Source organism: Mesorhizobium sp. WSM3866 (genome assembly GCF_002294795.1).
In the GTDB taxonomy this organism is placed as follows: Bacteria; Pseudomonadota; Alphaproteobacteria; order Rhizobiales; family Rhizobiaceae; genus Mesorhizobium.
Map to the genome: position 1 here is coordinate 109682 of NZ_NSGC01000002.1, position 18428 is coordinate 128109.

Sequence of the window (18428 nt, forward strand, 5' to 3'; positions counted from 1 at the left end):
TGGCCGCTTTGCGGCCATCTCCCCCTCGAGGGGGGAGATTGGCGCTACGCCCTCCGTCTCTCCGGCCCGTTGTCCAGCCACTCCAGATCGTCCGGCGACAGCGCAATATCCAGCGCCTTGAGGCTGTCCTCCAGCTCGTCCAGCGTGCGCGGGCCGATCAGGGGAACGGACGGGAAGGGCTGCGCCAGGACATAGGCGAGCGCGACATGGATCGGGCTTTTGCCGAGCCTGCTTGCAAGTTCGATGGCGCGGTCGCGGCGGCCGAAGTTCTTTTCCGAATACCAGACCCGCACCAGCTCTTCATTGTCGGTGCGGTCGCGGCCGGCGCGGTCGGTGAAGAAGCCACGGCCCTGGCTCGACCAGGCGAAGTTGGGCATCTGCCGCGCCGTCAGCCAAGCTTTCCAATCGTCGGTGGAAGAGGTGATGCAGCCGGCCCAGATCGGCTCCAGCATCTCGGCCAGCGAAAAATTGTTGGAAAGCGCGCCCGGCTTCTGCTTGCCGGTGCGTTCGGCATAGGCGATCGCCGCGTCCATACGCTCCATCGTCCAGTTGGAGCCGCCGAACAGGCCGCGGATGCGGCCGGCCTTGACCTCGCGGTCCATGGCATCGACGAACTCGCCGACCGGCACGTCCGGATTGTCGCGATGCATGAAATAAATGTCGACATGGTCGGTCTGCAGCCGGTCGAGCGTCTGGGCAAGCTGCTTGCCGATCACATCGGGATAGCAGAGCGGCGTGTGCGCGCCCTTGGCGATGATGACCGACTGCTGGCGCACGCCGCGATTGCTCAGCCATTGCCCGAGCAGCGTCTCGGTGTAGCCGGCGCCATAGACGAAGCCGGTGTCGAACAGGTTGCCGCCGGCTTCGAAATAGGCGTCGAGCAGGATCGAGCCCGAGGAGAAGGTGCGGAAATCCTCGAAGCCGAGCGCCAGCCGCGAGACGGGCTTCGGCAGGCCGGGAATCGCGCGTTTGCCGATGGCGGTGCCGTTGGCGCCGAGCGGCCGGCCGGAGATGGTGTTGACGCGCTTAGCCGGCTTTTCGATCTCGTACTCCAGCCCGACGGCGGCGCGCCATTTGTCGAGAACGCGCAGCGTGCCCAGGCTGTCGGCCCAGCCCATGCCCGGCCAGGCGAATTCCTGGCGGCCGGCCAGGATCGCCTCGCCGGCGGCGTCAACCTCGAAGGAATAGAGGTGGCGGGTCTCGTTGACACTGATCACCTCGCGCGTGCCGCCGGACCGGATCACCTCGATCCGGCCCGGTCCGACATCGCGGTTGCCACCGGCGAACCAGAAGTCCGGCACCTCGATTTGGCCGTTGGTGCCGAAAATGCGCAGGACATTGTCCTGGTTAAGCGAGATGCTGCACGAGACGTCGGCGACGATGCCGCCGGGGAAATGGAGCAGCGCCGAGGCCCATTCATCGACGCCGGACTGGCCGAGATGGGCCGCACCGACGACCTTGTCCGGCTCGAGGAAAGGCTTTCCCGCCGCGGCGCCGGCAATCAGCCGCGCCATCGAGACCGGGTAGCCGCCGACGTCGAGGATGCCGCCGCCGGCCAGCTCGTTGGCGTAGAGCCGGTGCTCCGGCATGAAGCCCGGCATAGCGAAGCCGAAGCTCGACTTGATCATGCGGACCTCGCCGATGGCGCCCGATTTGATCAGCTCGACCAGCTGCAGCGTCTGCGGATGCAGCCGGTACATGAACGCTTCGCCCAGGAAGGTGCCCGCTATTCGCGCCGCATGCATCATGGCGTCGGCCTCGAAGGCGGTGAGCGCCAGCGGCTTTTCGCACAGCACATGCTTGCCGGCTTCTGCCGCCTTGATCGCCCATTCGGCATGGCCTGGATGCGGGATCGAAATATAGACCGCATCGACGTCCTCGTCGGCAAGCAGCGCGCCATAGCCGTCGAGGATGCGCGCGCCCGGAAACGTCTCGGCAAGGCCCGGCTTGCCGGGATTGCGAGCGCCGAGCGCGACCAGTTCGCCGGTGCGCGACTGCGCCAGGCCGCCGGCAAAGGATTTGGCGATGCTGCCGGGTCCGAGGATGCCCCAGCGAATTTTTCCGGATGTCATGTCGAATTCTCCATGCGGTCGCCGCCACGCCTTCGCGATCGGGCAGAAAGGAAAGTCAGCGAATCCTGGCGCCTGTCTTGTCGAAGAGCAGCGAGCGCTCGGCCTTGATCGAGACGGTGAAGTGGTCGCTGCCGGCGCGCTGGCGCCTAGCCTCGCGCTCGATGATCAGCTCCTCCGGCCCGGCATCGGCGTAGACATAGCTGACCGAGCCCAGATGCTCGGCGACGTCGGCCTTCGCCGGAATGTCGCAGTCGCCCTCGCCGGCCTCGAAGAAATGCTCCGGCCTGACGCCGAGCACGACCTCCGCGCCGGGCGCCGGCAAGGGGCCGCAGAGCGGCTTGCGCAGCCTGGCGCCGCCATGATTGACGAGCTCGACGGTCGCGGCGCTGTTGGACAAATCGACGACCTTCGCCGCGATGAAATTCATCTTCGGGGAACCGATGAAACCGGCGACGAAACGGTTGGCCGGATCGTCGTAAAGGTCGAGCGGGGCGCCGATCTGCTCGACATTGCCGGCCTTGAGCACGACGATGCGGTCGGCCAGCGTCATCGCCTCGGTCTGGTCGTGCGTCACATAGATCATGGTGACGCCGAGCTCCTTGTGCAGGCGCGAGATCTCGACACGCATCTGCACCCGCAGTTCGGCGTCGAGATTCGAAAGCGGCTCGTCGAACAGGAAGACCTGCGGCTCGCGCACGATGGCGCGGCCGATGGCGACGCGCTGGCGCTGGCCGCCGGACAATTGCTTCGGCCGACGCTGCATCAGCTCGTCTATGCAAAGGATTTCGGCGGCGCGCTTGACCCGCCGTTCGGTGTCGGCCTTCGGATTGCCGTTCATGCGCAGGCCGAAGCTCAAATTCTGCTCCACCGTCATGTGCGGATAGAGCGCGTAAGACTGGAACACCATGGCGATGCCGCGGTCGGCCGGCTCGACATCGTTGACCACCTTGCCGCCGATGGCGATCTCGCCGCCGCTGATGTCCTCCAGCCCGGCGACCATGCGAAGAAGCGTGGACTTGCCGCATCCCGACGGGCCGACGAAGACGACGAACTCGCCGTCGGCAATGTCGATATTGGCGCCATGGACGACCTCGAAGGTGCCGAAACGCTTGACGACATTGGTGAGGGTGACGGCGGCCATCTCGTTCCTATCCTATTTGACCGCGCCGGCGGCGATGCCGGCGATGAAATGGCGCTGCAGCAGCACGAAGACGATCAGCATCGGCACGGTCAGCATGACGGCGCCGGCCATGATGCCGCCCCACGACACCTTGGTCAGGCCGATCAGCGTGCCGAGCGCCACCGGCGCCGTCATCGCGCCGGGTTGGCTGTTGATCAAAAGCGGCCAGAGATAGTTGTTCCACGAGGCGAGGAAGAGGATGATGGCGAGGGCCGCCAGCATCGGCCGCGCCAAGGGCAGCGCCACGAACAGGAAGATGCGCCATTCCTTCACGCCTTCGACCCTCGCCGCGTCGAACAGCTCGGCCGGCATCATCGAAAAGGCCTGGCGCATGAAGAGCACGCCGAGCGAATTGAACAGCGGCGGCACGATCAGCGCGATCCAGGTGTTGGCGAGCTGGAAGTCGCGCGCCACCATGATGAATTGCGGGATCAGCACCACGGCGTAGGGAAGCGTGATGGTGCCGAAGATGATCGCCACCACCACGCCCTTGCCGAGGAAGTCGTAGCGCGCCAGCGCCCAGCCGGCCATCGAGGTCAGCAGTACCGAGAGAAAAGTGTAGGTCACCGCCACCGAGACCGAGATGCCGATCGCGCCGACGAAATTGGTGTCGCGCTGCAGATTGTTGAAATTGTCGAGGAAGCTGTCATGCGGCAGAAGCTCGATGCCGGGGCTGAAGATGCCGTTGTCGGGCATGGTGGAGAACACCACCATCATCCACAGCGGGAACAGCCAGATCAGCGCCAGCGGCGTCAGGACGAGATGCAGCAGGATGCTGCGTCCGAGCCGCCTTTGCGAGCGCGAGGTCATTTCGGCTCCCTCGTCAGCCAGAGCTGCACCAAAGTGATGGCGATGGCGAGGCCCGCCATGGTGTAGGCGATCGCCGAGGCATAGCCGAAATTGAGCGAGCGGAAGCCCTGGCGGTAAAGCAGGAGGCCAAGGGTTTCAGTGCCGCCGCCCGGCCCGCCGCGTTCGGTGATCAGGAAGGGTTCGGTGAAGAGCTGCATGGTGCCGATGATCGACAGCACGGCGCAAAAGACGATGACCGGCTTCAACAGCGGCAGGGTGATGTAAAAGAACTGCTTCACCTTGCTGACGCGGTCGAGCGTGGCGGCCTCGTAGACGTCATCGGGAATGGATTGCAGGCCGGCAAGAATGATGATGGCGTTGTAGCCGGCCCAGCGCCAGGTCACCGCGATCATGATCAGCGCCATGGCCGGCGTGACGTTGGAGAACCAGTCGATCTTCTCCAGGCCGACGCTGTTCAAGAGCTTGTTGACGATGCCGAAATCGAGGCTGAACATCAGCCGGAACACCGCCGAATAGGCGACCTCGCCGACCACGACCGGGGCGAAGAACGCAAAGCGGTAGAGGCCGCGCGCCTTGAGCAGCGGCGAATTCAAAAGCACCGCCATCACGACCGCCAGCGAGATCATCACCGGAACCTGGATGACGAGGATAAGCAGCGTGTTCTTCAGCGCGTTGAAGAAGGCGGGGTCGCCGATCAGGCGGCCCCAGTTGAAGGTCGGCGCGAAGCGCCACGGCACGGTGCGGGTCGCCTGGAAGGAGATCAGGAAGGAGCTGATGATCGGCCAGATCCAGAAGATGGCGAAGATCAGGAGATAAGGCGTGAGGAAGCGATACGCGGCGGCGTTGCGGTAGCGCATCGTGTTCCTCCTCCTTCCAGTTTCGGGTCGCGCCTTCCTAGCGGGCGCGGTGTTGATCATGTGTTGAATTGCTGGAGCAGTGCCAATGGTCGATGCAGGCGCTGCCCTGTCTTGCCTTCTCCCCTTGTGGGAGAAGGTGGCCGCGAAGCGGCCGGATGAGGGGTGTTCCAGCTTGGCAACGACGGCAATCCGTCCAACACCCCTCATCCGTCTTGGCGCTAGGCGCCAATCCACCTTCTCCCACAAGGGGAGAAGGAAAAGCGACGCTCACTTGACCGGCAGGCCCGTCGCAGAGGCGATCTGGCTGGCGGCGTCGTCGAGTGCGGCCTTGGCATCGGGATAGCCGCCGGCAAGATACTTGGTCTGCACGGCCCGCACGATGATCTCGGCATCGCTCTGGAACTGCGTGCCGCGGCTCGGCACGACCTTCGGCAGCGTGGCGAGGATATCCTTCCAGACCGCCTGGCCGCCCCAATAGGGCTGGCCCTGCGCGACGTAAGGATCGTCGAGCGCGGAAATCAGCGACGGCACCAGGCCGAAATCCTTCAGCATGGTGATCTGGCCTTCATTGGTCTCCAGCGTGTATTTCAGATAGGCGTAGGCCGCTTCCTTGTTCTTGCTGGCCGAGGTGATGGCCAAAGAGGAGCCGCCGAGATTGGCGGCGCGCGGGCCGTCGGCGGTCAGGCTCGGCATCAGGTAGACGCCCCATTTGCCGCTCTCCTTCGGCGATTCGGTGCGGATGGTGCCCTCATACCAGCCGCCATAGACCTGGGTGGCGACGGTGCCGGCGGTGTTGTTGGTGATCTTGGTCGACCAGTCGGCCGACGAAACGATGCCGGCGTCTTTCATTTCCTTGACCTTGGTCATGGCGTCGACGCATTTCGGCTGGTTGACCGTGATCGACTGGCCGTCCTCGGCGAAATAGGCGCAGCCCTGCTCGTTGGAGATCATGCGGAAGAATTCGGTATCGCCGTTGAAGTCGGCGTTGGTCATTGTGACGCCGGGGTTGGCGGCCTGGATCTTCTTGGCGGCGGCGATGAAATCATCCCAGGTCTTGATCGATGCGGGGTCGACACCGGCCTTCTCGTAGAAGTCGCGGCGGTAGAAGACGGCGACCGGGCCGGAATCCCAGGGCATCGCATAGGCCTTGTCGCCGACTTCGAGCTCGGTGCGCTTGAAATCGGGGAATTTCTTCTGGTCTTCCGCGCTGTAGCCCAGCGTGTGCAGGTCGACGAAGCAGTCCGGGAACTGGCTCCAATAGTTCTCGGCCTCGCCGTTCTCGATCGAGACGATGTCGGGCAGGCCGACACCACCGGCGGCGCAGCCGGCGATCGACTTGTCATAGGTCGGCTGGTTGCCGAGGTCCTGAACGGTGACCTTGATGTCGGGGTACTTCTTGTTGAAGCCCGCGACGGTGGCCTTCAGCGACGAAGCGGCGATGTTCCAGCTCCAGATCGTGAGTTCGCCGGATTGCGCCAAAGCGGGGCCGGAGCCCAGGGCAAGCAAAAGCGCGGCGCAGGTCAGTGTGGTGCGCATTGAAATCCTCCCATTTCGTTTGCTCTCTCACCGTGAGCCTGGCTAGATTATGCGGCGCGGAAGGCTTGTCCCCGACAAAGGGAATAAGAAATTGGCGGAAAGTAAGATGCCTCAGCGTCCGTTCTACCAGCCAGGCGCGAGCAGCGTCGAAGGCCTGCCGCTGGCCTTGCAGATGTTCCACAACCAGCCGTTGGTGATGCTGAAGCCGCATTGGCACGCCCAGGTCGAGGTCAACTTCATCGTGCGCGGCAGCGTGCACTACCGCATGGCCGAGCATGAGATCGCGCTCTCTGCCGGTGAGATGTGCCTGTTCTGGGGCGGGCTGCCGCACCAGATGGATGATCTCACCGATGACGCCATCTATGCCGGCGCGCATCTGCCGCTGGTGCATTTCTTCAGGCTGCATCTGCCGGCCGATGTCCGGCATCGGCTGATGACGGGCGCGACGCTGGTGACGAATGCCACCGACCAGTCCGACAACGACAATTTCAAGCGCTGGAACGAGTATGCGCGCTCGGGCGATGCGGCCAAGGCCGAACACGCCGTCAACGAGCTGCTCTTGCGGTTGGAGCGCGTGCGCTTCGAGCCGTACCGGCTGGTGCCGGCAACCGCGTCCGGACACGGCGCCGGCAGCGCCTTCGACCAGCAGTCCTCGCGAAATGTCGGGCGCATGTGCGATTTCATCGCCGAGAATTTCCTCTACGACATCGACTGCGTGAACATCGCGGCGGCGGCCGACATCCATCCGAAATACGCCATGAGCCTGTTCAAGAAATCGACCGGCATGACGCTCAACGAATATGTCAATCTGCTGCGGCTGAGCTATGCCCAGGCGCTTTTGATGCATGAGGGCGCCAATGTGCTGAAGGTCGCCATGGACTCGGGCTTCGGCTCGCTCAGCGCCTTCAACAAGTCGTTCCGCAAGCTTGCCGGCATGTCGCCCTCCGATTTTCGCAGGGCGGGCGTGCGCTGAAGCCCGCCGTCAGGCGGCCGGCTCCGTCACCGCGGGGAAGTCGACGATGACGGCAAGCCCTGGATGGTTGTCCTCCAGCGTGATCGACGCGCCATGCAGGTCCGCGACCGCCTTGACGAGGCTTAGGCCGAGGCCGCTGCCCGGCCTCGTGCGGCTGGAATCCAGCCGGTAAAGCCGCTGAAAGACCTTTTCGCGCTCGCCGGCCGGAATGCCGGGCCCATCGTCGCGGACATGGACGAGGACACGCTCGCCCTGCCTTGTCACCGACAGCTCGATCGCTGTGCCGGGGGGACAGTGCCTGAGCGCGTTCTCGACCAGGTTGGCGAGCATCTGCATCAGCAGGTCGCGGTCCCCGTGGACGTACCATTTGGTGTCCGGAACGAGCGTCGTCGACAACGATTTTCCGTCATCCTCGGCGACGTCGGCATAGACCTCGCCGATGGTGTCGACGACACTGCCGACGTCGAGATCGACAAAGCGGGCCTTGCGCGCGCCGGCCTCGATCTGAGCGATGCGCAGCAGCGCATCGAAGGTGTCGTTGATCTGCCGGCTTTCGCTGCGCGCATCGGCCAGCTCGGCTGAAACGGTCTCGCCGGAGGCGGTCTTGTCGGCAGCCTGCTCCAGGATCATCTGCAGGCGGTTGAGCGGCGTCTTCAGGTCGTGCGCGATGTTGGCGCTCACCTCCCGCATGCCGTCGACCAGGCCCGACAAGCGGTCGAGGGCTGCGTTCACCTGGGTGGACACGGCGTCGATGTCGTCGCCATTGCCGGTCAACGGGATGCGCGCGTCGAGCCGTCCGTGCGAGACGTCGACCATGGTGGCGGCAATGCCGTCGAGCCGCCGCTGGACGCGCGAGGCGAGCAGGGCGCCGCCGGCAATGGCGAGCCCGGTGATAAACAGCGTGCCCCAGCCGAAGCTCATCAGCACGATGGTCTTCAACTCGTCCGTCTCGGCAAGCGAGAAGGCAACCGTCAGATTGTTGCCGCCGACCTCGCCGGTATAGGCGCGGTACATCGTGTCGGGCGGCACGCCCGGCAATCTGGCGGCGAACATCGAGAAACCGTCGGGCAGGCCGGAGGCGGTGAAATTGCCTGCCAGACGGTTGCCGGCGGGGTCGGTCAGCGAGAAAAGCTGGTCCTTGTCGGGGCTGAGGTCGGCGTTGTTGTTGACCGAGGCGACAAGATCCTCCTTGTCGTTGGCGGCATAGGTCAGGGCAACGACCGAATAGGTCTCCTTGATGGACTTATCGAGCCGCCTCGCCAGATCGGCGCTCATCAGCTGATAGACGACCGCGCCGGACAGGATGAAGGCGAGCACGAACAGGAAGGCAAAGGTCAGTGCCAGGCGGAACGGCGTGCTGCGCAGCAGGCTGGGGCGTGCTTCCTTCATCGTTTCAGGCGGGGCTCGGCCAGAACAGCCATAGCAGGGCCAGGGCCGCCACGATCCAGACGGCAATCATGAAGATCAGACCGGTCAGGCTGACCGGCCGGGTGCTGCGCGTGGCGGTGTCGCGGAATTCCCGCATGAGCCCGGCCGGAACCAGCTTTACCGCAAGCAGGATGCCGAGCGGAACGATTACAAGATCGTCCAGATAGCCGATGATCGGAATGAAATCCGGAATGAGGTCGACAGGGCTCAGCGCATAGGCCGCGACCGCGCCGGCCACGACCTTTGCGTACCAGGGGACGCGTGGATCGCGGGCGGCAAGCCAGAGCGCCACGACGTCGCGCTTCATGCGAAGCGCCCATTGCCTTGTGGAGTCCAGCATCGCCATGTCGCTTATATACGGACAGCCGGCCGGAGGCGCGAGATGCGATCAGGCATGGATCGTCAACCCTGCGCGTGCAGGCTGTAGCCGGTGTTGCGCACGGTATGGATGAGCGGCACGTCGAACGGCCTGTCGACCTTGGCCCTGAGCCGGCTGATATGGGTTTCGACGACGCTGGTCTTGGGGTCGAAATGGAAGTCCCAGACGCGCTCCAGAAGCATGGTGCGGGTAATCACCCGGCCCTCGCCGCGCATCAGCACTTCGAGCAGGCTGAACTCCCGGGGCTGCAGGTCGATGGTCCTGCCCTGCCTGGTCACGCGCCGCATGATCAGGTCCATTTCGAGGTCGGCAACACGAAGGCTGGTCTTCTGCTCCTGCGCCGCCGGCCTCCGGCCGAGCGCGTTGATGCGGGCAAGCAGTTCGGAAAAGGCGAAGGGCTTGACCAGATAGTCGTCGCCGCCGGCCTCCAGCCCTTCCACCCGGTCGTCGACGCCGCCGATCGAGGTCAGGAATATCGCCGGCGTCTTGATGCCCGCCGCTCGCACCGCCTTGATCATCGACAGGCCGTCGAGACCGGGGACCATACGGTCGGCAACGATGACGTCATAGGCATTGCGGGTTGCCGCGGCGAGCGCTTCGTGGCCATTGCGCAGGAGATCGCAGGCGTGCCCGGCCTCGCTCAGTCCCCTGACGATGTAGTCGGCAGTCCTTGGGTCATCCTCAACCAGGAGCAGTCGCATCTTGGCCTATCGTCCGGTGTCGAGTTCAAGCGGCACGGTAGCATCGGCGAGGCCCCATTCCCACAAGCCGGACTTACGCAGGCCTGTCCGGGTCCTTACAAATTCGTAAGAATGATCGAAAATAATGGGAAGACCTCGCCGCCGGGCGCGAGAAAGGTTAGGGGAGCGCTGGCCCGGCCGGAGTGACTCAAATCGAATGGCTTACACATCGCTCAAGTCAGCGCCAAAGGCCTTCGACCAGCACAAGCGCCTGATCGTCGTCCAGGTCGCCGCAGTGACGGCCATCGTCTTGCTGCTGTTTGCCAAGCCGTTCCTCAGCGAGGGCTCGAGCGGACACGAGCTGATGGAGACGGCCGGCTTCGGCTTCGTGCTCGTCTGCTTTCTCGGCCGGCTGTGGAGCATTCTTTATGTCGGCGGCAGGAAGAACGACGAGCTGGTCGTCTCCGGTCCGTTCTCGATGAGCCGCAATCCGCTCTATTTCTTCTCGATCATCGGAGCGGTGGGTATCGGGCTGATGTTCGGATCGGTGCTGGCCGCGGCGATGCTTGGGCTTGCAAGCTTCCTCGTCTTCCGGTTCACCGCCGGCCGGGAGGCCGAGTTCCTGTCCGGCAAGTTCGGCGCCGCCTACACGGCCTATGCCGAGCGGACGCCGCGTTTCTGGCCGAATCCGATGCTCTACCGCGACGAGGCCCACTGGGTCTTTTCCACCAGCGCGCTGAAAAGCACGTTCCGGGACGGCCTATATTTTCTGGCCTTCTTTCCGCTTATCGAGGCGGTCGAGCATTTTCGTATGATCGGCATGCTGCCGACCTTGTTCACAATCTACTGATTGCGATTGGGCGTTTCGCTGCCCGAGCTAAAAAGCCCAGCGATTGCACCCAAAAGAAGTCAGGGGCAATGCCTTGAGTCCGAGCTGGCGAAGCATATACCTCTTTATGACTTGGGCTGTTGGGCTGCGTGATGGAAATTCGCACGTCGAAACACGATACGCTCGGACGGTTGTCGGTGTTTGAACTCGACGCGTTGCGGGAAGCTTTCAAGCGATCGGTTCGCGAGAACAACGTCACAGAAATCCAGTGGGCCGAGCACGCCGAGCTTTTCGTCAAACGCGCGATCGGCGAGGAAAGTCGCGCCCTCCGAGCCTAAAGCGCGTCGCGTCGAATTGGCCCGCGCCACCCATCAGGCCGGCTTAGCCTTTGCCTCCGCCGCGCGCGCCGCGCCTCGTGCTTTCCAAAAGGATCGCCAGGCAGCCGATCAGGATCAGGACAGCGCCGAGGAGCGGCGGCAGCGCCAGAAGCTTCACGGCGCCGGCGACCAAAGCGATCAGAAGCAGTGCCAGAAGCGCAAGGCTGCCGTCGTCGACGAACATGCCGACGAGCTCCTTCAGGACGAGGCGGACGATTTTCATCGGGCAATTCCCTTCGAGCGGTTCACCATTTCACGGAAACGGCAAGCCGCTCTGTTTCTTTTTGACCGCAATTCCGGACGGAAAACCGTTTCACACTTTTCCTGGAATTGCTTTGGCAGCAGCCACGTGGGCGTTGCGCAGCCAGCGCACCATGGCGAAGGATGCCGCGGCGATGACGACGAAGATGGCAAGCAGCGCAAAATCGTCGCCCGGCCATTCGGCGCCGAGGCCTTCGCCTGTCCAGAACACGCCGAAACTGGTCAGCATCAGGCCGACCACGAATTTGAGCGCATTTTCCGGCACCCGCGCCAGCGGCCGGTGCATGGCGAGGCCGATCAGCATCACAAGCACGAATGCGGCCAGCGCTCCGAGACCGGCATAGAGCGTCTGGCCATGCGCGGTCCCGACCGCAATAACGATGAACACCACCTCGACTCCTTCGAGCAGCACCGCCTTGAAGGCCGCCACGCCGGCCAGATAGCCGGCGCGACGATCGTTGGCGTAGCGGGTCAGCGCGTCGGTTTCCCTGGAAAAGGCTGCCTCTTCGTCGCGGAGCGCGATGATCCCGGCGCTGCGCAGGATCGCCTTGCGCAGCCAGCGCATGCCGAACAGGATAAGAAGCACGCCGACCACGAATTGCAGGAGCGTGATCGGGATCAGCTGCAGCAGCGGTCCGAAAGCCAGCACCAGCGCCGCCAGCACGGCGAGCGCCGAGACGGCGCCTGTCAGCGCCGGCCGCCAGCCGCGCGTCACGCCGACGGCCAGCACGATGGTGAAGGCTTCGACCACCTCGACAAAGGACGCCAGGAACGAAGCGGCCACGGTGGAGAGAACGGGCGTCAGGTCATGCATGAATGGCTACCGAGGTCCGTGTTTCGCCGCCCTTTTCGGAAGGCGGGGCCGGTTCAGCCTTGTTCAACAGGCGATGACGCACAAAGTATGGCGGATGGACAAATCAGCCGTCGCCGGCTGCACATTCTCGACCGCGGCGGCGAACTTGCGCCCGTGCGCAGGCCGGTGGCATAAGGCCATGCTCATCAGAGGAAGCGGCTTCAGATGACGTTATCGTTGAGAGACCTTCCCCTGCGCACGCCGATCGACGGCCGGCACCGGCAGATGATGATCGACGGTGAGTGGCGCGATGCGGTGAGCGGCCGGACTTTCGAGACGCGCAACCCCGCCACCGGCGCGGTGCTGGGCACCGTGCCGCTTGCGGATTCCAAGGACGTCGACCTGGCAGTGGCCGCCGCGCGGCGCGCCTTCGAGGGACCGTGGAGCCGCCTCAAGCCCTATGAGCGCCAGCTGCTGCTGTTGAAGATCGCCGATCTCATGGAGCGGCATTGGGAAGAGTTGGCGCTTTCCGACACCACCGACATGGGCATGCCGATCACCCGCACTTTGGCCAACCGCAACCGCGTGCTCGGCATGCTGCGCTTCTATGCCGGCATGGCGACGTCGATCCACGGCCAGACGATCGGCAATTCGCTGCCCGGCGAGATCGTCTCCTACACGCGCAAGGAGCCGGTCGGCGTGGTCGGCGCGATCATTCCGTGGAATGCGCCCACCGCCGCCTCGATCTGGAAGATCGGCCCAGCCCTGGCCACCGGCTGCACCATCGTGCTGAAACCGTCGGAAGAGGCACCGCTGACGCCGCTTCTGATCGCCGACCTGATGCAGGAGGCCGGCGTGCCGCCGGGCGTCGTCAACGTCGTGACCGGCACGGGCGCGGAAGCCGGTGCGCCGCTCGCGGCGCATATGGATGTCGACAAGGTGGTCTTCACCGGCTCGACCGCCACCGGCCAGGCGATTCTGCGCGCCTCGGCCGCCAACATGAAGCGCGTGTCGCTGGAGCTAGGCGGCAAATCGCCGGTGATCGTGCTCGCCGATGCCGACATCGAGCGCGCCGTGCCGGTGGCGGCCATGTCGGTCTTCGCGAATTCCGGCCAGGTCTGCATCGCCGGCTCCCGGCTCTTCGTCGAACGGCCGATCTATGACGAATTCGTCGAACGCGTCGCGGCCTTCGCGGCAAAGCTGCGGATCGGCGACGGCGCCGACCCCGAGACCGAGATCGGACCGCTGATCTCGCCAAGACAGCTCGAGCGCGTCTCAGGCTTCATCGCGGACGGCGCGCGCGAGGGCGCGCGGCTGGTGACAGGTGGTGAGCGCATCACCAAGGGCGCGCTGGCCGCAGGCAATTTCATGACGCCCGGCGTGTTTTCCGGCGTCACCGACGGCATGCGCATCGCGCGCGAGGAAATCTTCGGGCCGATCATCTCGGCGCTGCCCTTCGACACGCTGGACGAAGCGGTGCGGCGCGGCAACGACACGCCCTACGGTCTCGGCGCCGGCGTGTTCACCAAGGATGTCGGCAAGGCGCACCAGCTCGCCAACCGGCTGCGCGCCGGCTCGGTCTGGGTCAACACCTATCACGCGATCGACCCGGCCGTGCCGTTCGGCGGCTACAAGATGAGCGGTTACGGCCGCGAGGGCGGCGCCGAGCATCTCGACGAATATCTCAACACCAAGGGCGTCTGGATCCGGATCGATTGACGGTCTGTATCCGGTCGCGTTTCGTTGAATACCCGCATGGCTTCAACTATTTGCGTTGCGCAATTCCGAAGCGGAAAGCGGTCGCACGTTTTTCCTGGTATTGCGCTGGAGCAACACAAGAGCAAGAGCGGTTGAGCGGGCCGCTCTGACTCGGAACAGAGCGCATGAAGAAGATCGGATTTCTGTCGTTCGGGCACTGGTCGCCCGCCCCGCAATCGGGCACGCGCTCGGGCGCCGACGCGTTGCTGCAGTCGATCGACCTTGCAGTCGCGGCCGAGGAGCTCGGCGCCGACGGCGCCTATTTCCGCGTCCACCATTTCGCCCGCCAGCTCGCCTCGCCGTTTCCGCTGCTTGCCGCGGCCGGCGCGAAGACCAAGCGTATCGAGCTCGGCACCGCCGTCATCGACATGCGCTACGAGAACCCGCACTACATGGCCGAAGATGCGGGTGCGGCCGACCTCATCGCCGGCGGCCGGCTGCAGCTCGGTATCAGCCGCGGCTCGCCCGAGCAGGTGATCGATGGCTGGCGCTATTTCGGCTACGTGCCGGAAGAGGGCAAGACCGATGCCGACATGGCGCGCCGCCACGCCGAGATCCTCCTCGATCTGTTGCGCGGCGAAGGCTTTGCCCAGCCCAATCCGCGGCCGATGTTTCCCAATCCGCCTGGATTGCTCAGGCTCGAGCCGTTCTCGGCGGGCCTGCGCGAACGGATCTGGTGGGGCGCGGCCACCAACGCCACCGCCGAATGGGCGGCCAAGCTCGGCATGAACCTGCAGAGCTCGACGCTGAAATTCGACGAGGGCGGCCAGCCGTTGCACATCCAGCAGGCCGAGCAGATAAGAGCCTACCGCGCCGCCTGGAAGGAAGCCGGCCATGCGTGCGAGCCGCGGGTGTCGGTGAGCCGCAGCATCTTCGCCTTGGTCAACGACATGGACCGCGCCTATTTCGGCGGCAGCGAGGGCGAGGATCATTTCGGCTATATCGAGCCGGAAAAGCGCGCCGTATTCGGCCGCACCTACGCCGCGGAACCGGACAAGCTGGTGGAGCAGCTCAGGCAAGACGAAGCGATCGCCGAGGCCGACACGCTGCTGCTCACCGTGCCCAACCAGCTCGGCGTCGACTACAACGCCCATGTCATCGAGGCGATCCTGAAGCACGTCGCGCCGGCACTCGGCTGGCGGTGATCAATCGAGCGATTCGACGGCCGCGAGGCGAGACCAAACTCGATTTCGGGGCCATGATCGAATCGGCGCACGCGATGCTTTGAGGCACTGCCACCGGCAATCAGGTCGCTGCGCCAGTGTACCGCTCGCGCACGATCCGGGTGATGTGGACCACGTTCAGGCCGATGAAGAAGACGTTCCATGCCACGACGTTCAACATCGGGACGGGCTGACAGTAGAAGTATACTGCCAGGCAGGTTGCCGCCGTCAGGGTGAGCATTCGCAGGCGCAGCATGTCCATCGTGAAGTAGGCAATCACGTAAAGAATGTTCGCCGCGTTGATGAGCAGTTCCATGAGAGTTCCCATGTGGTGGGGCATGCAGGAAGGGGCGGTGCCCGGTTGAAACGCCGGGCACCGCCTGCCGTCAGTCGCCGCCAAATTCGGTCTTGAAGGTTTCGAAGTCGATCTGCAGGCCATTCAGCACGGCGCTCCAGTGCCGGACGTAGCCGGCATGGGCCACGGCTTCGGCGACCTCCTCGTCGGTGGCGCCGCGGTCCTTGGCCATCTTGGTTTCCAGCCAGATGCAGTAACGGCACGGAATCTGCGCCGCCACCGCGACGTTGATGAGCGACTTTACCTTCGGTTCGAGAGCGTTGTTCTTGGGTTGAAGCTCGAGACCCTTGAACATCGCCCAAGCGCCGGCGACTGCCGACTTTGGATAGGCCTTGATATGGCTCGGCACGATGCCGAGCGTCGCCTCGATTTCCTTGTAGGTCTGCTCGGCCGCCGGCAGTTCCTGCGCAACGGCGAGCGGTGCGGCAAGTACGGTAGCGATGGCGAAGCCTATGCCTGTGAGAATGTTTTTCATGATCAGTCTCCTGTTTGTTGGGATCGAAGGGATTGCCGCCCGCCCCGCGCCCCCTTTGCGCCGCGAGGCCGGAAGTCGTCCGCTGCGACCGACCGGTGTTAGCTTTCGAAGGTCAGAGCCGGGCCTCGAGGACCAAGTTGAACGGCGTCTCGAAGGCACGACGGAAACGGGTGAACCCGGCCTTGCGGAACACTTCCGCCAGCCGTGCCTCGCCGGCCTGGGCGCCCAGCACGAGGCGGCCGCCGTCCGAAATAGCGTGGGCGCAGCAGATGGTGGTGGAGGCCGCGTAATACATTCTCGCCACCGGCGAGATGTTGTCCTCGACCCGGTCATTGGCGAAAGGCTCGACCAGCATCACCGTCCGTCCGGCGCCAGCGCCTTTGATGCATGCACTGCCGCGGCGACAGGATCGCCCATGTCATGCAGAGCATCAAAGAAGCAGATCAGATCGTAGCCGCTGCCCGGGTAGTCGTCGGCCCGCGCCTTTTCGAACGCCACGCGCCCTTCCAAGCTCTGCTTGGCGGCGCCGCGACGGGCCTCCACCAGCGAGTCTTCGTGATTGTCGAAGCCATGGAAGCGGGAAGCCGGAAAGGCCTTTGCCATGAGCGCCGTCGAATGGCCGTGACCGCACCCGATGTCGGCGACAAGCGCACCAGTCCTGAGCTTCTCGACGACGCCCTCCAGGGATGGCAGCCATTCGCTCACGAGACTGGCCTTGTAGCCGTTCCGGTAAAAGGCGGCCACGCCGCAGGCCAGGCGTCCGTCATGATCTCCCCAGGCGATGCCCTTGCCGGTGCGGAAAGCCTCTACGGCCTTCTCTTCGTCGGCCCACATCGAAGCGGGCACCGCCCAAGCGTTGGGAATGAAGACGGCGCTGTCCTCGTCGGCGAGCACGACTTCCTGTTCGGGTGTCAACTCGTAGGTGTCGCTGACCGGGTGGTAGACGATATAGCCGCCCGCCACTTGGGAATTGAGCCATTCGCGTACGTAACGTTCGGCACAGCCGGCCCGCCCCGCGAGCGCGCGGGCACTGAGGGGTCCGAGGCCCGCCATGGCCTTGTAAAGACCGAGACGGTGGCCGAGGCTGATCATGACTCCGCCGTAGCCGGCCGAAATATCACCGATCGCTCGCGCGACGAGCGCATCGAGTTTTGCCGGATCGATCTTATGGTTGTGGGTATGCTCCATGTCCAAGTCTCCTGTCCAAGCGCTCGGGCAATCCCGAGGCAGCGGCTGAATCGCAGGAACAGGGAAGAAACGGGAGAGCGCGACTCTCCAGAATCGGGCCATTTGTGCCACTGGCCCGTCGTCAGGAGAGAAACTGGCGGCCGCGCGCGCCGGGCGCTATGGTTGCGGCACCTGCGACATGGATTAGCCGACATGCATCGTCACTTCACCACTGCCGCATCCGAGCCGCTTCACGTGAGTCTGGTGGCCATTCCAGAGGCCGTGGTGTCCACGTTGTCGGGCATCTTCGACGTGATGAATGCCTTCAAAATAATGCCGCTGCCGGGCAGCGAGCCGCGCCAGGCTCCGCCCTTCGAGATTGAGATCGTCGGCCTAGAAACGGGCGCTCTGGAACTGGCCAGCCGCGTGCCGGTCATGGTTCAGCGAAGTGTGGCGGAGGTGGATATGACCGACATCGTCATTGTTCCTTCGATCCTGCTTGGGCCGAACGGCTGGCGAAAGGACCTGCATCCGGAACTGATCGAGTGGTTCCGCGCCATGCATGGCCGCGGCGCGCTCTTGTGCTCGGCGTGCTCAGGCATCTTCCTGCTTGCCGAAACCGGTCTGTTCGATGGCGTGGACGCGACCGTGCATTATGGCTACGCCGGCGACTTCGGCCGGACGTTTCCACAAGTGCCTATCCACCCGGATCGTGTGCTGGTGGTGTCGGGCAAGCGAGAGGAGCTCATCTCCTCGGGTGCTTCCATGACCTGGCATGATCTGGTGTTGTACCTGATCGCCCGACACGCCGGCGCGACCGCAGCCCAGGCCGTGGCGCGCTCATTCGCGCTGCAGTGGCATCAGGACGGTCTTGCGCCCTACATCATCTTTGAGGGTCGCAAGGATCATGGCGATCTTGCCGTTCAGGCGGCGCAGGACTTGATCGCCACCCGATTTTCGGTCGCCAATCCCATAGAAGAGATGATCCGCTGCGCCCAGCTCACGGAGCGCACCTTCAAACGCCGTTTCACGAGTGCGACCGGCCTGAGCCCGATCGCCTATGTACAGCGCTTGAGGATCGAGGACGCCAAGCGCCGACTGGAGCGCACCGACGCGTCAATCGACGACGTCAGCTGGCAGGTCGGGTACGAAGAGCCTGCGTTCTTCCGTCGCTTGTTCAAACGTGTGACGGGGCTGGCGCCCGGCGCATACCGCAAGCGGTTCAAGATCCCCGCCTATGCGCAAAGGCATTTGCCCGACGAGAGCGTCGAACTCCGGCTGGGAAATAGCCAGCGGCAGACCTAAGCCGGGCCGACGCTGCGATATCCGCCCGGC

At 64.3% G+C, this 18428-nt stretch carries 18 protein-coding genes and 1 pseudogene; 6 read left to right on the top strand and 13 right to left on the bottom strand.

Annotated elements, in window-relative coordinates:
* Positions 1-44: 44 nt before the first annotated feature.
* The 5 genes from CK222_RS04590 to CK222_RS04610 form a co-directional block, all read right to left on the bottom strand.
* Positions 45-2072 (bottom strand): aldo/keto reductase, encoded by a 2028-nt coding sequence (locus CK222_RS04590; protein WP_095799563.1) that lies wholly within the window; start codon positions 2070-2072, stop codon positions 45-47.
* Between the two features lie 55 nt (positions 2073-2127).
* Positions 2128-3213 carry a sn-glycerol-3-phosphate ABC transporter ATP-binding protein UgpC gene (ugpC, locus tag CK222_RS04595; protein ID WP_095799564.1) on the bottom strand — a complete coding sequence of 362 codons (1086 nt, stop codon included), beginning with the start codon at positions 3211-3213 and terminating at the stop codon, positions 2128-2130.
* Positions 3214-3225: 12 nt separating this feature from the next.
* Complete coding sequence (locus CK222_RS04600) at positions 3226-4062, bottom strand: carbohydrate ABC transporter permease (RefSeq protein ID WP_095776742.1); 837 nt, start codon at positions 4060-4062, stop codon at positions 3226-3228.
* Positions 4059-4919 (bottom strand): sugar ABC transporter permease, encoded by an 861-nt coding sequence (locus CK222_RS04605; protein ID WP_067323545.1) that lies wholly within the window; start codon positions 4917-4919, stop codon positions 4059-4061. Before CK222_RS04605 ends, CK222_RS04600 begins: the two co-directional genes overlap by 4 nt.
* A gap of 267 nt (positions 4920-5186) precedes the next feature.
* Complete coding sequence (locus CK222_RS04610; protein WP_095799565.1) at positions 5187-6455, bottom strand: extracellular solute-binding protein; 1269 nt, start codon at positions 6453-6455, stop codon at positions 5187-5189.
* A 106-nt stretch (positions 6456-6561) separates the two neighbouring features.
* On the opposite strand from CK222_RS04610, the gene CK222_RS04615 reads away from it, so the two are divergent.
* The gene (locus tag CK222_RS04615) at positions 6562-7428 is read left to right on the top strand and encodes a helix-turn-helix domain-containing protein (protein WP_095799566.1); all 867 of its coding nucleotides are present in this window, start codon (positions 6562-6564) and stop codon (positions 7426-7428) included.
* A 9-nt stretch (positions 7429-7437) separates the two neighbouring features.
* Here the strand turns inward: CK222_RS04615 and CK222_RS04620 are convergent, their stop codons facing one another.
* The 3 genes from CK222_RS04620 to CK222_RS04630 are packed head-to-tail and all read right to left on the bottom strand — an operon-like array spanning position 7438 to position 9936.
* Complete coding sequence (locus tag CK222_RS04620) at positions 7438-8817, bottom strand: ATP-binding protein (RefSeq protein WP_095799567.1); 1380 nt, start codon at positions 8815-8817, stop codon at positions 7438-7440.
* Between the two features lie 4 nt (positions 8818-8821).
* Positions 8822-9202 (bottom strand): YkvA family protein, encoded by a 381-nt coding sequence (locus CK222_RS04625; protein ID WP_095799568.1) that lies wholly within the window; start codon positions 9200-9202, stop codon positions 8822-8824.
* Between the two features lie 56 nt (positions 9203-9258).
* Positions 9259-9936, bottom strand: a complete 678-nt coding sequence (locus CK222_RS04630) for a winged helix-turn-helix domain-containing protein (protein ID WP_066991553.1) — start codon at positions 9934-9936, stop codon at positions 9259-9261.
* A 196-nt stretch (positions 9937-10132) separates the two neighbouring features.
* Here CK222_RS04630 and CK222_RS04635 point away from each other — a divergent pair, with 196 nt between their 5' ends.
* On the top strand, positions 10133-10765 hold the full coding sequence (locus CK222_RS04635) for an isoprenylcysteine carboxylmethyltransferase family protein (protein WP_095799569.1): 633 nt from the start codon (positions 10133-10135) through the stop codon (positions 10763-10765).
* A 131-nt stretch (positions 10766-10896) separates the two neighbouring features.
* Positions 10897-11082: a hypothetical protein gene (locus CK222_RS04640; RefSeq protein ID WP_095799570.1), complete on the top strand. Its 186-nt coding sequence runs from the start codon at positions 10897-10899 to the stop codon at positions 11080-11082.
* Between the two features lie 43 nt (positions 11083-11125).
* On the opposite strand, the gene CK222_RS04645 is transcribed toward CK222_RS04640, so the two are convergent.
* Together CK222_RS04645 and CK222_RS04650 are read right to left on the bottom strand one after the other, a co-directional pair.
* Entirely contained in the window at positions 11126-11344 is a 219-nt protein-coding gene (locus CK222_RS04645; RefSeq protein ID WP_066991559.1) for a hypothetical protein, read from the bottom strand.
* A gap of 90 nt (positions 11345-11434) precedes the next feature.
* Entirely contained in the window at positions 11435-12196 is a 762-nt protein-coding gene (locus CK222_RS04650) for a COG4280 domain-containing protein (protein ID WP_095799571.1), read from the bottom strand.
* A gap of 204 nt (positions 12197-12400) precedes the next feature.
* Here CK222_RS04650 and CK222_RS04655 point away from each other — a divergent pair, with 204 nt between their 5' ends.
* Together CK222_RS04655 and CK222_RS04660 are read left to right on the top strand one after the other, a co-directional pair.
* The gene (locus tag CK222_RS04655; RefSeq protein WP_095799572.1) at positions 12401-13894 is read left to right on the top strand and encodes an aldehyde dehydrogenase family protein; all 1494 of its coding nucleotides are present in this window, start codon (positions 12401-12403) and stop codon (positions 13892-13894) included.
* A 164-nt stretch (positions 13895-14058) separates the two neighbouring features.
* Positions 14059-15078: an LLM class flavin-dependent oxidoreductase gene (locus tag CK222_RS04660; RefSeq protein ID WP_095799573.1), complete on the top strand. Its 1020-nt coding sequence runs from the start codon at positions 14059-14061 to the stop codon at positions 15076-15078.
* A 100-nt stretch (positions 15079-15178) separates the two neighbouring features.
* On the opposite strand, the gene CK222_RS04665 is transcribed toward CK222_RS04660, so the two are convergent.
* From CK222_RS04665 to CK222_RS04675, 3 genes and pseudogenes are all read right to left on the bottom strand, one after another.
* Positions 15179-15412 carry a hypothetical protein gene (locus CK222_RS04665; RefSeq protein ID WP_127403647.1) on the bottom strand — a complete coding sequence of 78 codons (234 nt, stop codon included), beginning with the start codon at positions 15410-15412 and terminating at the stop codon, positions 15179-15181.
* Between the two features lie 70 nt (positions 15413-15482).
* Positions 15483-15926, bottom strand: a complete 444-nt coding sequence (locus CK222_RS04670; protein WP_095776734.1) for a carboxymuconolactone decarboxylase family protein — start codon at positions 15924-15926, stop codon at positions 15483-15485.
* 112 nt (positions 15927-16038) lie between these two features.
* Positions 16039-17114 (bottom strand): annotated as a pseudogene (locus CK222_RS04675) (class I SAM-dependent methyltransferase).
* 192 nt (positions 17115-17306) lie between these two features.
* Between CK222_RS04675 and CK222_RS04680 the strand changes: the two are divergent.
* A complete protein-coding gene (locus CK222_RS04680) occupies positions 17307-18398 on the top strand; it encodes a helix-turn-helix domain-containing protein (RefSeq protein WP_066991583.1) in 1092 nt (363 codons plus the stop codon).
* Positions 18399-18428 lie beyond the last annotated feature (30 nt).

Coding starts and splice junctions, on each gene's coding strand:
- CK222_RS04590 (WP_095799563.1), bottom strand. CDS start 2,072: ATGACATCCGGAAAAATTCGCTGGGGCATCCTCGGACCCGGCAGCATC.
- ugpC (WP_095799564.1), bottom strand. CDS start 3,213: ATGGCCGCCGTCACCCTCACCAATGTCGTCAAGCGTTTCGGCACCTTC.
- CK222_RS04600 (WP_095776742.1), bottom strand. CDS start 4,062: ATGACCTCGCGCTCGCAAAGGCGGCTCGGACGCAGCATCCTGCTGCAT.
- CK222_RS04605 (WP_067323545.1), bottom strand. CDS start 4,919: ATGCGCTACCGCAACGCCGCCGCGTATCGCTTCCTCACGCCTTATCTC.
- CK222_RS04610 (WP_095799565.1), bottom strand. CDS start 6,455: ATGCGCACCACACTGACCTGCGCCGCGCTTTTGCTTGCCCTGGGCTCC.
- CK222_RS04615 (WP_095799566.1), top strand. CDS start 6,562: ATGCCTCAGCGTCCGTTCTACCAGCCAGGCGCGAGCAGCGTCGAAGGC.
- CK222_RS04620 (WP_095799567.1), bottom strand. CDS start 8,817: ATGAAGGAAGCACGCCCCAGCCTGCTGCGCAGCACGCCGTTCCGCCTG.
- CK222_RS04625 (WP_095799568.1), bottom strand. CDS start 9,202: ATGGCGATGCTGGACTCCACAAGGCAATGGGCGCTTCGCATGAAGCGC.
- CK222_RS04630 (WP_066991553.1), bottom strand. CDS start 9,936: ATGCGACTGCTCCTGGTTGAGGATGACCCAAGGACTGCCGACTACATC.
- CK222_RS04635 (WP_095799569.1), top strand. CDS start 10,133: ATGGCTTACACATCGCTCAAGTCAGCGCCAAAGGCCTTCGACCAGCAC.
- CK222_RS04640 (WP_095799570.1), top strand. CDS start 10,897: ATGGAAATTCGCACGTCGAAACACGATACGCTCGGACGGTTGTCGGTG.
- CK222_RS04645 (WP_066991559.1), bottom strand. CDS start 11,344: ATGAAAATCGTCCGCCTCGTCCTGAAGGAGCTCGTCGGCATGTTCGTC.
- CK222_RS04650 (WP_095799571.1), bottom strand. CDS start 12,196: ATGCATGACCTGACGCCCGTTCTCTCCACCGTGGCCGCTTCGTTCCTG.
- CK222_RS04655 (WP_095799572.1), top strand. CDS start 12,401: ATGACGTTATCGTTGAGAGACCTTCCCCTGCGCACGCCGATCGACGGC.
- CK222_RS04660 (WP_095799573.1), top strand. CDS start 14,059: ATGAAGAAGATCGGATTTCTGTCGTTCGGGCACTGGTCGCCCGCCCCG.
- CK222_RS04665 (WP_127403647.1), bottom strand. CDS start 15,412: ATGGAACTGCTCATCAACGCGGCGAACATTCTTTACGTGATTGCCTAC.
- CK222_RS04670 (WP_095776734.1), bottom strand. CDS start 15,926: ATGAAAAACATTCTCACAGGCATAGGCTTCGCCATCGCTACCGTACTT.
- CK222_RS04680 (WP_066991583.1), top strand. CDS start 17,307: ATGCATCGTCACTTCACCACTGCCGCATCCGAGCCGCTTCACGTGAGT.